Consider the following 15,113-nt stretch of genomic DNA (forward strand, 5'->3'; position numbering starts at 1 on the left):
ATCTGCTACGTTTCATTCTTGTGCTCCTATGTCAGGAACACTAACTTTTCAATGGTATACTTCTCGGGGGGAGGGTCATCTTAGCCGTATTTTTGCCTACTGTATCTACATAAAAGCCACGGCACCAAAACTCACGGCTGCGGTATTTGAACTTGAGATCGCCGAATTGTTCATAGAGCATCAAACTACTTTTGCCTTTTAAGTACCCCATAAAACTCGATACGCTTATTTTCGGCGGTATCTCAAGCAGCATGTGGATATGGTCTGGGCAGCATTCTGCTTCTAGTATTTTTACATCTTTCCACTCACACAGCTTACGCAAAACATCTCCTACCGCTCGTCTCTTCTCACCATAGAATACTTGTCTACGATATTTAGGGGCAAAGACGATGTGATATTTACAGTTCCACTTTGTGTGAGCTAAACTTTTTGCGTCACCCATTGTGACCTCCTTTTGATTTGTTTCGTTTGCAGTTGCCAGACCGCAAGTTGTTGTAACAAATCAAAAGGAGTTTTGCTGACATGCTTAAAGCTTTAAGCTTTACGGAACCCCCCGCCTAGCGGGGGGGGTTCTACATACAATAAAAAGTGATGTCTTTTTCAAGACATCACTTTTTGCCGCGCATGAATCGCTCGTGAATCTGCGCAATCTATAAACAGAAGCTTCGCAGCGTGGGTCAGCAACAAGGCCCGGTATGCAGCATCTGGTAAAAATGGGCCTTGCCCCCCGCCATAGGCGAGGCATTCGGCGTAGTTGCTACGCGCCAGACTTCATCTTTTGCACCAGGCCCTGCAACTCGCGCGTCTGCCCTGCCAACTGCTCCACAGCCTGGGCAGACTTGCTCATAATTGAAGCCGTATCGCGCGAAATACCGTTAATTTCATCAATACTGCGGGTGATTTCTTCCGATGTGGCAGACTGTTCTTCGCTGGCGGTGGCAATGGCGCGCACCTGATCGCTCGCGCCGTCAACCATGGTCACAATCTCCCGCAGCACCTCGCCGCAACGCCCGGCCATTTCCGTTGTGCGCTCCACAGCGGCAAGGGCGCGCTCCATATTTTCAATGTTAGCGCTGGTGCCGCTCTGGATGCCGCTGACAGCCTCGCCCACCTCGCGGGTGGCTCCCATGGTTTTTTCCGCCAGTTTGCGCACCTCGTCCGCCACCACGGCAAAACCGCGCCCGGCATCGCCAGCCCGCGCTGCCTCAATAGCTGCATTGAGGGCCAGCAGGTTGGTCTGATCCGCAATATCAGAAATGACAGACATGATCTGCCCGATGTTGCCCACCATGCCGCCCAGCGTATCCATGGAATTTTTCAGCTCGGCGGAGACGCGCCGCACCTCGCCCATGCCGTCCACCACCTGACGCATGACGCCGGAACCTTCATTGGCCCTGCTGTGCGCGGCATCCGTGCTTTGCGCGGTGTGGGCGGCATTCTGGGCAACCTCAAGCACTGTGGCGTTCATCTGCTCAATGGCTGTGGCGGCCTCGCTTACGCGAGCAGACTGGCGCTCCGCACCAAGGCTGGCCTGACGCACCTGCGCAGATATGTCCCCGGAAACGGACGAAATGCCCTCCACCGCACGTTCAAGCTGTGCTGCGGCTTCCATCATGCCCTCCGCCCTGGCGCGTTCTGCTGCGGCCTTGGCGGCCTGAGCTTCATCCGCAGCCTGCCGGGCGCGGCGGCCTTCTTCCGCAGCCTCGGCGCTCTTGCGCTCGGTTTCGGCTATCTTGCCCTTGAGCGTGCCCACCATACCCTCAATGCTGTCGCGCAGCGCAGCCATTTCCGCACTGTAACTGCCGCTGGCCCGGGCCTCGAGGTCTCCGCCAGCCACGGCGCGCGCAAAGCTGATCACCCGCCCCAGAGGCCGGGTGACAGACAGCAGCACCAGCAGGGCAATACCCGTGCCACACACAACGCTGCCGCAAATGGAAATCAACAGCAGGTGTTCTGTGCCGCGCGTTTGCTCGGCCAGTTCACGCTGGCTGGATACCACGCGTTCCATGAACTCGATTTCCAGCGCTTCCAGATTTTTTTCGGTAGTATGAACGTGATTCTTGTAGGTTGTGTAATAGGCATTGGCCTGCGCGGCGCTCATGCCGCCAGAGCCTGAGGCAATCTCTGAAGAAGTGCGGCGCACCACCACATCGTAAGCCGCAAATGCCTGTGCCGCTTCCTGCGCTTGGGCCTCAGCCTGGGCTCCGGCCTGGGGATTGCCCCGCAGGGCGGCCTCCAGCTTTCGCAGAGTCTCGCTCAGTTCAGCAGCAATTTCATCCAGCTTGCCCAGATATCCTTTGAGTGCCTTGCTGTCACCCATGTTCAGCAGGATGTCTTTTTCAGCCTTGCGGTAAAGCTGCATATCCAGGGATGCTTCGTGCAGCAGATTGATGGTGGGCAGTTCATGCCTGCCCAGCATGCCCAGCGTCTCGCGCTGCGCGCGCAAGGCCAGCATGGCCAGGCTGCCGGATATGGCAAAAATCAGCAGGATCACGCCAAAACCGCTTGCCAGTTTAACCCGAAGCGACATGCCCATAGTGTCCTCCACTACGCGGATAAATCGTGAAGGGGGAACTATTTTGATAGTCATACCTACGCACCGCACCTGTCAATGGCCGTCATGGCACGCGCCGCAAAATATATGCCCGGCGTTGCCTTCTTGCCTGAACTGTATCATTTTAAAAATCATGCACGGCTGCACAGCAGGCCGCGCCGAACCCCAGCAAGGAGAATCCCGTGAGCGCCAACACCAGCGAACAGGCCTTGGAAAGCCTTATCAAGTGGCTGCGCAACCGCCATGCAGAAGTTATGGCGGCAGAGGCGCAGGCCCTTGCCCGCCTTGACGCCGGGGATACCCCCGGCCATAATGAACATATGCGCCTCAAGGCCGAACTGCTTGCAGCCATGGCCGAAGACGCCAAGCCCCTGCTTGAGCCGCTGCCGGGTGAAACGCGCTTCAATTACGCGCTCGCTCTAGAAGGCTTTTCGGCAAGTGCCAGAATGTCTTTGCGTCTGAACTCAATTTTTTATATGTCAGCCCTGCTCTACCCCGATGATCACAAGCCGGGACAGCCCGACAACCTCACTCTGTGCATTGATCGCATGGAAAAAATGGGCCTAGATTTCAGAACAGAGTAATCCGGGCTTGAAATTTTGGCCTTGCCGACAACTGGCAAGGTTTTATCTTGAAAACAGCAACGCCGCAGGCAGCACCCATGCGCTGACGGCTCAACACCCCACAAGGAGATCCCCCATGAAGCTTCTGCACATAGCCCTCGCTGCCGTGCTCTGCCTTTGGGCCGCATCTGCCCAGGCCAACCCCGCCGCAACCGATACGGCCAAGGTTGATAAATTTGCCATGATGGATACTAACAAGGACGACAAGGTGTCCTACGAGGAATTCAAGGCGTACTTCCCCAATATGCGCGAAGAAGCCTTTGCCGTTATTGACAAAAACGGCGATAAAGTTATTGACCGCGCTGAATGGGACGAGTTTGTGTCCAACCATTCCTCCGGCCACATGGGTGGCAGCATGGGCAACATGATGGGCGGCCAGAACGGCATGCCCGGCAACGCCATGATGCCCACTCCCGGCAGCGCAGACATGCCCCTGGTGACGCCCCCCAATGGCAAATAAACGCCCCGCGCCATTTCCGCAGCCCTGGCGTCAGCACGGCGACCAGGGCTGTGCTGCTCCTGAGCGGCAGCCCGAAAAATCAAAAACGGCTGCCGTTCCGCTTTCTGCTGACGCGCCCAAAGGTGCGCCGCGCCGACAGGGTGCCAGAGCCTCCGCACACGCAGACAACAAGCCCGCGCCCACGCGCAAGCCGCCCTTTCCCGATCTGCTGCGCGAGAGCGCGCAGCAACGCAAGGCCGTTGCCCCAGAATCTCTGTGGGCGGACGCGCCACAGGCAGGCGCTGGCGGCGCACAGCCTCAAGGCCGCTTGCGTCAGCCTCGTTTTGTGCCCATGAGCGCGGAAGAAATGCGCGCCCTTGGCTGGGATCAGCTTGATGTGCTGCTGATCAACGGTGATGCCTACGTTGACCACCCTTCGTTCGGTAACGTGCTGCTGGCCCGCTGGCTGATCCACCACGGCTTCCGTACCGGCATTGTGGCCCAGCCCGGTTGGGAAAATACTGACGATCTGCTCGTCATGGGCCGCCCGCGCCTGTTTGCCGGGGTGAGCGCCGGTGCGCTTGATTCCCTGCTGGCGCACTACACGGCCTTTCGTAAAAAGCGGCACGACGATGCCTACACGCCCGGCGGCAAAGCCGGGGCGCGCCCCAACCGTGCGTGTCTGGTCTATGCCAACCTTGCTCGGCGGGCATTTCCCGGCCTGCCCATCATTCTTGGCGGCATTGAGGCCAGCCTGCGCCGTGTTTCCCACTACGATTTCTGGACAGACTCCCTGCGCAAACCCATTCTTATGGATGCCAAGGCTGACCTGCTCATCTGGGGCATGGGCGAAAAGGCCATTATCGAATGCGCCCAACGCCTGGACAAAGGCGAAGATATTCGCGGCATCCCCGGCACGGCCTGGATGAACAAGCTGGACGCTTCCGGGCATCCGGCCAATCTTCCGCCCGCCCTTGAAGGCGAGCCGTGGGTTGCCCTGCCCTCGCACAATGAAATTCTGGCCGACTCTTTCGAGTTGCTCAAACTGACGCAGGAACTGGAGCGGCAGGTGCACCGCCTTGACGCCTGGGCCTTTGAGCCTGTGGGCGACCGCGCCGTTGTACTGGCCCGCCCTGCCCAGCCGCTGACCACAGAAGAAATGGACGATCTCTACACCCTCCCCTTCACCCGGCTGGCGCACCCGCGCTACAGGGAGGCCATCCCTGCGGCGGAAATGATGCGTACCAGCATCACAAGCCACAGGGGTTGCGGCGGGGGCTGCTCGTTCTGTTCTCTGGCTTTGCATCAGGGCAGGCGCATCAGCTCGCGCTCCGAGCAGTCCATCCTTGCCGAGGCGCGTATGCTGGGACAGCAGAACGTGGCCCGAGGCAAAGGCCCGGTGGCGATTTCTGACGTGGGCGGCCCCACCGCCAACATGTGGCAGGGGCACTGCGCGCTGGACAGCCGCACTGCGCAGGACGGCGACATGTCCAAACCACGAGTCAAAAGCGCCTGCCGCCGCACCAGTTGCTGCTTTCCCAGCGTGTGCAAATCCTTCATCACGCCGCAGCGCAAACATGTGGAGCTGCTGCGCAAGGTTGCCGCCCTGCCGGAAGTCAAGCAGGCCCGCGTGGCGAGCGGCGTTCGCGCCGACCTTGCCCTGCGCGACGCCGAGGCCCTAGCCGCTTACACTGGCGAATTTACGGGCGGTCAGCTCAAGGTTGCTCCTGAGCATTGCGCGCCCTCTGTGCTTGAGCTCATGCGCAAGCCCTCGCTGGACGTGTTTGAGGCTTTTCTGGAGAGCTTTGTGCGCCAAAGCCGCGCCGCAGGCCGGGAACAGTATGTAGTACCGTACCTTATGAGCGGTTTCCCCGGCTGTACGGATGAGGACATGCGCACCCTGTCGCACTGGTTGCGGCAACGGCATTGGAATCCGCAGCAGACGCAGTGCTTTATTCCCACCCCCGGCACCATTGCCACGGGCATGTTTTATTGCGGGCGCGATGAGCTTGGCGAGCAGATTTATGTTGCCCGCACAGATGCCCAGCGCATGCGGCAGCACTACATCCTGATGCCTGCTGCAGAGGATGGTGACGCCCCCCGGCGGCCCGGCTCTCGGCCCGGTGTCAGGCCCAACACCCGGGGCAACACATTGCCCGGCGCGCATGGAGACGCTCGCAAGTCTGACAGCACAAGGCCTGACAGAGCTGGCAAGCCAGAGGACAGGGCAAGGCCTTCCCGTGGCCCACAAGGGCAGCGGGATGACAGGCCTGCACGGAGGGAAGACAATGATCGTGGTGCAGCAAAAGGCAGACCGGCTAGGGGTGATAACCCGCAAAGGGGCAAGGACTCACGCTTCGGTTCTGATGATCGAGGCTCTGACCGCAACGGCAAACGCGGCGATGGACGGCGCGGCGGAAGACGCGCGTAACTGTGCCAACGGGTGTTTCATAAGGAGGCAACCATGTCCCGCCCACTGACTTCAGAAGATGATCGGCTGACCCGTCTGGAAGAACTGACCTTTTTTCAGGAGGAACGCATCAAGGCTCTTGATGCGGCGCTGACCGCCCAACAGTTGCAACTGGACAAGCTGGAGCAGGATTTTTCCGATGCCACATCCGTGATCCGCCTGTTGCGCGAGAAGCTTGGCGACCAGCCGGAAAATTCGCTACCGCCCCACTCCATGCCCGAACGCTGGTAGCACCAGCGCTCGGCGCTATATGTAAAGAATAAATCGCCAAGCGCTGTCCGAGGCTGTAACAGCAAACGAATACAGGCGCACTCCGCTGCCAGCAAGGCCTACAAGCGCACCGCACCAAAGTCAGACAAATAAAAAACCCGCCAATGGCGGGTTTTTTATTTGTCTGAGGGTTCGGGGCCTTGCCCCAAACCCTCTTGCAGGCAATTTTTGCTTTAGAAGCCGAAACCGTCGTTGTTGGCGCCGGAGGCACCAAAGCCGAAATCGTCCGGCACGGCGCTTTCTTCAGCAGCAGGGGCAGCTTCTTCACCGGCAGCGGCGGCTGCACCGGCGGCGGCACCGCCCACAACCATGCCTTTCAGGCCGTCCTTGATGGCGTCCTTGATGTTCATCATCAGTTCGTCATGGTTGATGGCGACCTTGCCCTGGAATTCGGCAACCTGCTTGCGCAGCCCACCCATATCGGTGTTCATGGTCTTGATTTTGGCTTCAAGCTCATCAACTTTCTTGGAAAGAGCTGCAGCGCGGGCTTCAGCGGGTTCCAGAGCGCGCACGCGGTCTTCAAGGGCCACGGCGGCGGCGGTCTGAGCGGCCATGCTGGCGTAGGTTTCGCCAAGGTAGTTCAGCACCTTGTCGCACAGGGCCTTGGTCAGGCCGTCCATGCAGGTGAGGGAAACATTGTCGCCAAGGGCGCTGCGGCCAGTGTTGACAAAGGCGTCCCAGGACTGGCCTTCAACCCAGTTCAGGTCGGCAAACTTGGGGTACCAGCGGGCCAGCCATGCGGCGGCAAAGGGGCCAACGGCCTTGGCGCAGGTATCACAGGCAACGGAACGACCGGCAACAAAACCGGCGATTTCCTTGACGTCTACGCCCTCCTTGCCCACAACCAGGGCAAGCACGGACTCCACGGGAAAAACCTTACGAGATGTATCGGACATGGCGGCCTCCTCCTCGGAGATCGTATTTTTTTCAGAAAAGCTCACGGGGAACTGTGCGCATCCTCAAGGGCGGCCCCCGGCGCAAAGCCAGGGGCCAACGCCGTTAGCTTCTGCCGTACATGCGGGCGTAAACCAGGGCCGCCGTGCGGTACACGAAGTGCCCAAGCTTAGACCAGGGCAGGTAAGCGAAAAGCATCCACACAAACACCAGGTGCAGGTAGTACACCAGGAAGGCGGGCACAAGGGCGTCCGCCAGGCGGAAGCACTGCGACAGCACACCGGTGACGGCCACCAGCCAGATGATGCCCAGCAGATACCAGTCGTACCAGCTGGAACCCTGGAACTTGGGATTCAGCATCACGCGGCGGACAGTAAGGATGGCAAGACCGGCCAGCAGCATGAGCGCGCCCAGGTTGGCCAGAATCTTCACCGGGAAGAGCAGCGGCATGGGCGTTTCAATGTGGATGAGCGGAATAACCTTGCCGCCCCAGTGACCAACAGCCACAACCGCCGTAACAAAGGCCAGAATGGCAAAGCTGTAAACCAGCAGCATGTGGCCGAACTTACGGTTGGGGGTTTCCTTGCCGGTGGCGGGGCCGTCTTCGCAGTCGTCAAACTTGCGGTGGGTGATGACTTCATCCCACAGCACGTCCCACAAATGCCAGATCCAGCACTTTTTCTTGCCGATGACGGCCAGTGAGCCTTCAGGCTTGAACATACCCCACAGTTTCATGACGCCCCTGGCGATGATCAAGGCCGCGCCAAAGAAGGTGAGCATGAAGATGGGGTCGATGGTGTAGTCGCCGTAAAAAATCTGACCAAAAACAATGCGGCCATCGGCAGCGCGAGGGAACCACTGACCGCCGTTGAAACCGGCGCGGATCCACCACACAAAGAGCCACAACACAGCCGGGATGGCGAAGAGCACAGGCAGGCCAGCAGGCTTGCTCATGAGCTTGCCCACGCAGGTGGGTTCGGTCAGTTCGCGGTAAATGACGTTGCGCGCTGCGCCCATGAGGTCCGCAGGCTTGGCGCCGCGCGGGCAAAGGTCGGAGCAGTTGCCGCAGTTGTGGCAGAGCCACAGGTCAACGTCGGCGCGCAGCTTGTCTTTAAGGCCCCACGAAGCCCAGACCATTTCCTTGCGCGGATAAGGCGCATTGGCCGGAGCGAGAGGGCAGGCCACGGAGCAGGTGGCGCACTGGTAGCACTTCTTGAGGGACTCTCCCCCAGATTCTTCCAGCGCCCTGACAAACTCCATATCAGGTTTGATTGTACATTGTGCCATTGCTGCCATCCTCCTACATGCCCTTGAACGGGTTGGGGCCCATGGCCATGATACGGTCAACAAAGCCGTCGATCAGGTCGGGAACCTTGTCGTATTCGTCAATGGCCACTTCAAGCTGTTCCACGCGTTCGGGCTGCACGCCAAGGCGGTTGAGCGTCTCGGCAATGTTTTCCTTGCGGCGGGAGCAGATTTCAGAGCCCTTCACAAAGTGGCACTGGTAGTCATCGCCATATTTGCAGCCCAGCAGCATGACGCCGTCGTAGCCCTTGCTCATGGCGTCAGACACCCAGATGGCGTTGACCGAGCCAAGGCAACGCACCGGAATGATGCGGCAGTAGGGGCTCCAGGGCTTGTTGCGGGCACCGGCCATATCGAGCGCCGGGTAGGCGTCGTTTTCGCAGGCCAGAATCAGCACGCGGGGGCCATCGGCTTTGAAGTCCTTGGGCACCTGCACTTCGCGGATCATGGAGCCGATCTGGTCGATATTGTAGTTGGCGAAGGAGATCACGCGTTCCGGGCAAGCGCCAAAGCAGGTGCCGCAGCGGCGGCAACGTGCCGGATTGGGCTTGGGCGTTCCCTTTTCGTCATCGTCCAGAGCGCCGAAGGGGCATTCTTCCGTGCAGCGCTTGCACTGGGTGCAACGCACAAAGTTGAACACGGGGTAGGAAAGGTCGCCCGAACGGGGATGCACAGCCACGCCGTGGCTGGCAGCTTCAATGCACTGCATGGCCTTGAGCACAGCGCCCTTGGCGTCTTCTTCGCAGGCATCCATGGTCAGGGGCTGACGCACGCAACCCGCTGCGTACACGCCGGTGCGGCGCGTTTCGTAGGGGAAGCAGATGTAGTTGGAATCCGCAAAACCATCGAACAGGTTCAAATCCGGGAAGTCCGGGCCCTGGCGATAGTCAAAGCAGACAGTCACATCCTTGGCCGTGGTGGGCACGAGGCCCGTGGGCAGCACAACCAGATCCACATCCAGATCAAAATCCATACCCAGCAGGGTATTTTTGCAGCTCACAACCATGTGGTCGCCAGCTTCGCGGATATCGGTCACGTCGGCCTTGGTCATCATGACGCCCAGACGATCCTGCATCTTCTTGTAGAAGCGTTCAAGAATGCCGGGAACGGTCATGTCCTTATACAGGATAAAGGTCTGACAGGTGTCGTTGGTCTTTTCGCAGACCGTATTGGCAAGGCGGAGCATGCCCACGCTGTTGACCGCGTTGGAATACGCAACATGGCGGAAGCTTTCGAGGTTGGCTTTTACAAAGCCTTTTTCTTCACCTTCCGCAGGCTTGGCAGCCTCGGCGGCTTCAGGAGCGGCTTCAGCTTCTTCAGCGGCCTTGCGCACGGCCTCTTCAGCAATTGTGGTATCAAGCACAAAGGCGATACGGCGGGCGTTCACCTGATCAGCCACCAGCATCTTGCCAAAGGTGGCGGCGTCCACAACCTTGGTGCTCTGCCCAAGGCCCATGGGAGCAAGGAATTTCTGATCCAGCGGCACCCAGCCGGTAGCCAGCACCACAGCGCCCACTTCGATGGTCTGCGAGCCAGAGGGGGTGGCAAAGGTGGCCTTGAACTCGCCGGGCTGGCCTTCCAGCTTTTCCATGCGGGTGTTCAGGTGCACGGTGATCTTGCTGTTGCCGAGCACCTTGCTCGCCTTGTCGGCCACGTTGGTGGGCTGCTTGTCCGTCCACGGGGAGGCCAGGGGCGAACCCATGGGAATGTTGTTGGCTGCGCCGCCGAGCTTTTCGGCTTTTTCCACGAGCACAACTTCATACCCGGTTTCAGCGGCTTCAGCAGCTGCGGTAAGGCCCGTCCAGCCGCCGCCGATAACGAGCACCCTCGGCACACCGGTAATGGCGGCAGAATCGGGCACTTCGCTCTTTTGCAGCTTGACCACGCCCATGTTCACATAGTCGCGGGCCATGATCGCCAGCAGTTCAGGCGCGCCGTTGGCCGTGTCCACGGGGGTGTGATCAGGGTTTTTATAGGCCTGCACGCACTGTTCGCGCAGGTTTACGTGTTCCACCTGCACGGGCAGGCGGTAGATGTCCGCATCCACGCGGGGGGAAGCGCCGCACAGCAGCACGCCGTCCAGCCCCTGCGCTTCGATGTCGGCCTTGATTTCACTCACGGCCAGGGCCAGCACGGGAACGACCTTGACTACGGGCACAAGACTGCCCCACTTCTGGCTCGTCTGTTCGGCCAGAGCGGTCAGATCAAGCCCGCCGCCAATGTTCTGCTGGTCAAAATAGACGCCAATTTTACCCGACATGCCGCCTACCTCCCTTTCACCGTTTGTACCGCCTTCAGGGCGGCGGCTGTGCCGGACTGCGCCGAGCGCATCACATCAAGGGGCATGCGCGCGCAACCAGCGGCGAAAATGCCGGCCTCTTCTCCGCCCGCGATAAAGCCGTCTTCGTCCAGCGGCAGGGGCAGGGGCGCATTTTCGCCAGCCAGCGAGGGCTGCATGCCAGTGGCCAGCACAACAAGATCATAATCAAGGGTCATCTTTTCACCGCGCACGGCGTCTTCAGCCGTAATGCGCACCCTGTTGCCTTCGGCCTGCACGGCGTCGGCAACCTTGCCCTTGACGAACTTCACGTTGGGCAGCGCCTTGACCTTTTCCAGCACCTTCACATAGCGGCCCGGGGCGCGCAGGTCAATGTAGTACACCGTGATCTGCGTATCGGGATTCTGCTCTGCAATGTACAGGCACTGCTTGAGCGTGGCCATACAGCAGATGTAGGAGCAGTAGTTCAGGTGGTTCTGGTCGCGGGAACCAGCGCACTGCACAAAGGCGACCTGATGGGGAGCACGGCCGTCGGAAGGACGGACAATGCGGCCCCCAGTGGGGCCAAAGGGTGAAGCAAGGCGTTCAAGCTGCATGTTGGACACGCAGTTTTTCACGTTGCCCGCACCAAGATTGGTCAGCTGGGTAACATCATAGGGCTTCCAGCCTGTGGCAACGACCACCGCGCCGACATTGAGATCAATATCGCGCTGCGGTTCATTCACATCAAGGAACTTGGCCCCGGCAACCCGTGCGCTGTCAGACTTGGAAAGCGCATCAAGGTCAAGCGTGTAACGGCTGGGGAAGGCGAAAGGCATATCCTTGTGCAGGGCCTTGCGCGTGGCAAGACCAAGCTCGAATTCGCTTTCCACTTCGCCGGTCAGGCTGGAGGCCAGCAGGCTGAAATCAATATTGTGCGGGGCGGTGTGACGGGGACTGATGCGCACCTTCACCTTGTAATCGCCCTTTACACCCATAAACCCGACCACTTCGGCCTGGGTGAAAAATTTTATGCGCGGGTTGTTCCTGATGCGCTGGAACTGAATTTCCAAGCCGCAGGAGGGGGGACAAAGTTTGGGAAAATACTTATTGAGCTGAGCCACGCGCCCACCAAGCCAGGGCGACTTTTCGACGATAAAGACGTCGTGGCCCAGTTCCGCCGCTTCAATGGCGGCTGTGAGGCCTGCAAAGCCGCCGCCCACGACGAGAATGGCATTGGACATCCTGGATATCCTCCTGCGTTGTTGCATAGCGGCTGAAGAAGGAAAAGGACTCCCGCCGCGAAAAAAAAGGAGCGGCCCCGTGGCCGACCTCTGCGAGCGCCAGCGCACAAAACTGCCCGCACCACGCCCGCCGACAAAGGGGGGCCTGCTGCCGGTCATCCCCTTGCCGAACATTTGCCTTGTGCTGCGCACCTATGCCCAAACAATCGGCACACCAACAGGCTGGCACGAAAACCGCTCTTTTTCCGGCAGGGCCTGGGCCGCCGCCGGCACGCGTTTTTCGCCGCCGCGAGCCTGGCAAAGCCAGAGCTTGCAGCAGAGGGGGCGGCCTTGCGGCCGCCCCCATTTGGCATCAGTGCCGCCGACTAGTCGGGGATGATCTGGTAGTAGGGCTTCTTGAAGATCTTGGTCTCGCCGGTGGCGGGATTGTACTTCGAGTTCACGAAGCACTTCCAAGTGTCGTCGTCCAGGCCCATGAAGTCCGCACGGTAGTAGAAGCCGGGGTAGCGGGATTCTTCACGGAAGGCGATGTGCTGCATGTGCAGGCGCACCGTCCACAGACGATGGTAGTTTTCCCAGCAGCGCAGCAGTTCGTGCAGGTCACGAGCGGCCAGCTTGAAGGAGTCTTCTTCCATCATGGCGAGCAGGTTGAAGCCGGTGTCAAGCAGCGCCTTGGAGGTGGTGTAGTACGTGCTCACGCCACCGCCGTATTCGTCGGTGCACTTCACGAGACGCATCATGAAGTTCTTGGGCGTGATGTAGTTCGGGTTCACCACGGGGTCGGTCGAAGCGGCCTTGCCTTCTTCGAAGTTGTAGAAGGGACGGTAAACGGCCTTCTTCAGTTCTTCGGCGGTTTCAGCGAACTCAGGCTTGAAGTCCTTGTGATCAAGGCACCAGCGGACCATCTGCTTGCCAGCCATGCGGCCTTCAGCATGCGAACCGGAGGAGAACTTGTGGCCGGAAGCGCCCACGCCGTCGGCGCAGGTGAAGAGGCCTTCAACGGTGGTCATGCGGTTGTAGACCTTACCGTTGGAAGCCTTCACTTTGTAGTCTTCGGGCACCCAAGCTTCGTCGGGACCGGAAACCCAGATGCCGCAGCAACCGGAGTGGGAGCCGAGCAGGTAGGGTTCGGTGGGCATGATTTCGGAACCACGTTCTTCAGGCGCGGTGTTGGTGCAGGCCCAAAGGTTGGCCTGACCAACGCACATGTCGAGGAAGTCTTCCCAAGCTTCGGATTCAAGATCCTTCTGCTGCTCTTCGTTCAGGGTCGCGAAGGTGTTCTGCAGGGCGCTCTTGGTGTCCATGTAGATGGGGCCGCGGCCTTCGCGCATTTCACGAAGCATCATGTGGTTACGCAGGCAGGTCGGGATGACATGGCCCTTGGCGTAGCCGCGATCTTCGTAAGGCTTCAGCATGGCGCGGTTGGTGGCGCAGTAATCTTCACCCTTGGAGTTGGTGGCTTTGGCCTTGAACAGGAGGAACCACGCACCCACGGGGCCGTAACCGTCCTTGAAGCGGGCGGGCACGAAGCGGTTTTCCATCATGGTCATTTCAGCGCCAACCTGAGCGCACATGGTGTAGGTAGAACCAGCGTTCCACACAGGATACCATGCACGGCCCATGCCTTCACCGGTGGAGCGGGGACGGTACACGTTAACGGCACCGCCAGCGGCCACCATGATGGTGTTGGCTTTGAAGATGTGCACTTCGTTGGCGCGCAGGTTGAAGCCCACGGCGCCGGCGATGCGGTTGGGGGTGTTCTTATCGAGAAGCAGCTTCACGATGAAGATACGTTCCATGATGCGGTCTTCACCCAGGGCATTCTTGGCAGCTTCGGCCACGATGCACTTGTAGGATTCACCGTTGATCATGATCTGCCAGCGGCCGGAACGCACAGGGGCGTCGCCCTTGCGCAGGCTCTTGCCAGCAGCCTTGGCGGCAGCGCCGTTCAGGTTGTGGCCGTCTTCGCCCTTGATCCAGCAGGGAAGGCCCCAATCTTCAAACAGATGCACGGAGTCGTCAACGTGACGGCCTACGTCGAAGATAAGGTCTTCGCGAACCAGGCCCATAAGGTCGGTGCGGACCATGCGGACGTAGTCGTCGGCGTCGTTTTCACCCAGGTAGGTGTTGATGGCGGAAAGACCCTGGGCCACGGCGCCGGAGCGCTCGAGGGTGGCTTTGTCAACCAGCATGATCTTCAGGCCGTGCTTGTCGCCCCAGCGCACTGCTTCAAAAGCGGTGCCGCAGGAGCCCATGCCGCCGCCCACGATCAGCAGGTCAACCGCATGTTCCTTAACTTCAGGCTCGGCAATGGCCACACCCTTCGTCGCTTCCTTGACGGGAATCATTGGCATAATTGTTTCTCCTTATCGCACTAGCGGTTGCAATAGCCTAGCGGCCGTGTTCCATGCAGGTGAAGGTCTTGTCAGCGTCCTTAACATCGAACTTCTTGCCAAGGGCGGTCTTCGGGACGGCCAGGGCAGATTCGGTGAACAGCAGTTCATCTTCGATGTTGGCGCCTTCGGGATGGCCTTCAAAGGGCTTGATGGAACCTTCCGGCGTAGTGCGGATGGGGAACTTGAAGCGTTTCACGTTGCCATTGCGGAACTTGACGGTCCACATGATGGAGTCAGCCGAACGCATGGGGATACAGGTCCCGCCCATGGGGGCAAAGTCTGCATAGGGACGGGCCGTAATGGCGCCCTGGGGGCAGATCTTAACGCAGGAATAGCATTCCCAGCAGGCATCGGGTTCCTGGTTGTATGCCTTCATTTCCTCAGAATCAAGAATCATGAGGTCATTGGGGCAAATGTACATGCAGGCCGTCTTTTCGCCACCCTTGCAGCCGTCGCACTTGGACGGATCGACAAACGTCGGCATACGTATCCTCCAACTCTTTTAAAAGTGTTTCAGAAAAACCCGCCGGGTTCGGCGAGGCGCGCGGCAAATCCGTCACGCCGGGGTTAGCCGAGCGCCTCCACAACGAAGGTTGGGCGTATGGCTTGCGCAATTAGTAACAAGCACTTAGCCTTTGAGTCAACCCCCCTCTGCAAAAAT

11 protein-coding genes and 1 pseudogene are annotated in these 15,113 nt (G+C 59.5%); 4 read left to right on the plus strand and 8 right to left on the minus strand.

Translation table 11 applies throughout. The annotated features are described in order from the left end of the window. Positions 1-88 precede the first annotated feature (88 nt). Both tnpA and QZ383_RS12905 read right to left on the minus strand, forming a co-directional pair. A pseudogene (tnpA, locus tag QZ383_RS12900) lies at positions 89-442 on the minus strand (IS200/IS605 family transposase); the annotation flags it as partial. 315 nt (positions 443-757) lie between these two features. After that, complete coding sequence (locus QZ383_RS12905; protein ID WP_291446010.1) at positions 758-2,536, minus strand: methyl-accepting chemotaxis protein; 1,779 nt, start codon at positions 2,534-2,536, stop codon at positions 758-760. A gap of 200 nt (positions 2,537-2,736) precedes the next feature. On the opposite strand from QZ383_RS12905, the gene QZ383_RS12910 reads away from it, so the two are divergent. The 4 genes from QZ383_RS12910 (at position 2,737) to QZ383_RS12925 (ending at position 6,317) form a co-directional block, all read left to right on the plus strand. After that, the gene (locus QZ383_RS12910; RefSeq protein ID WP_291446012.1) at positions 2,737-3,138 is read left to right on the plus strand and encodes a hypothetical protein; all 402 of its coding nucleotides are present in this window, start codon (positions 2,737-2,739) and stop codon (positions 3,136-3,138) included. A 115-nt stretch (positions 3,139-3,253) separates the two neighbouring features. Continuing rightward, positions 3,254-3,637: an EF-hand domain-containing protein gene (locus tag QZ383_RS12915; protein ID WP_192112653.1), complete on the plus strand. Its 384-nt coding sequence runs from the start codon at positions 3,254-3,256 to the stop codon at positions 3,635-3,637. Between the two features lie 331 nt (positions 3,638-3,968). Continuing rightward, positions 3,969-6,047: a YgiQ family radical SAM protein gene (locus QZ383_RS12920; protein WP_291446197.1), complete on the plus strand. Its 2,079-nt coding sequence runs from the start codon at positions 3,969-3,971 to the stop codon at positions 6,045-6,047. A gap of 33 nt (positions 6,048-6,080) precedes the next feature. Beyond that, positions 6,081-6,317: a SlyX family protein gene (locus QZ383_RS12925; RefSeq protein WP_022657521.1), complete on the plus strand. Its 237-nt coding sequence runs from the start codon at positions 6,081-6,083 to the stop codon at positions 6,315-6,317. 212 nt (positions 6,318-6,529) lie between these two features. Here QZ383_RS12925 and QZ383_RS12930 read toward each other — a convergent pair whose 3' ends face one another. From QZ383_RS12930 to aprB, 6 genes are all read right to left on the minus strand, one after another. After that, the gene (locus QZ383_RS12930; protein WP_291446015.1) at positions 6,530-7,252 is read right to left on the minus strand and encodes a hypothetical protein; all 723 of its coding nucleotides are present in this window, start codon (positions 7,250-7,252) and stop codon (positions 6,530-6,532) included. A 103-nt stretch (positions 7,253-7,355) separates the two neighbouring features. Next, positions 7,356-8,537, minus strand: a complete 1,182-nt coding sequence (qmoC, locus tag QZ383_RS12935) for a quinone-interacting membrane-bound oxidoreductase complex subunit QmoC (RefSeq protein ID WP_291446017.1) — start codon at positions 8,535-8,537, stop codon at positions 7,356-7,358. Between the two features lie 13 nt (positions 8,538-8,550). Further along, complete coding sequence (locus QZ383_RS12940; RefSeq protein ID WP_291446019.1) at positions 8,551-10,815, minus strand: FAD-dependent oxidoreductase; 2,265 nt, start codon at positions 10,813-10,815, stop codon at positions 8,551-8,553. A 5-nt stretch (positions 10,816-10,820) separates the two neighbouring features. After that, positions 10,821-12,056 (minus strand): FAD-dependent oxidoreductase, encoded by a 1,236-nt coding sequence (locus QZ383_RS12945; protein WP_240825256.1) that lies wholly within the window; start codon positions 12,054-12,056, stop codon positions 10,821-10,823. A gap of 365 nt (positions 12,057-12,421) precedes the next feature. Then, the gene (gene aprA / locus QZ383_RS12950; RefSeq protein ID WP_291446021.1) at positions 12,422-14,410 is read right to left on the minus strand and encodes an adenylyl-sulfate reductase subunit alpha; all 1,989 of its coding nucleotides are present in this window, start codon (positions 14,408-14,410) and stop codon (positions 12,422-12,424) included. Positions 14,411-14,447: 37 nt separating this feature from the next. Beyond that, positions 14,448-14,936, minus strand: coding sequence for an adenylyl-sulfate reductase subunit beta (aprB, locus tag QZ383_RS12955; RefSeq protein WP_240825259.1), 489 nt, complete (start codon positions 14,934-14,936; stop codon positions 14,448-14,450). Positions 14,937-15,113: the final 177 nt, after the last annotated feature.

Origin of the sequence: Desulfovibrio sp. (assembly GCF_019422935.1) — a bacterium.
In the GTDB taxonomy this organism is placed as follows: domain Bacteria; phylum Desulfobacterota; class Desulfovibrionia; order Desulfovibrionales; family Desulfovibrionaceae; genus Desulfovibrio.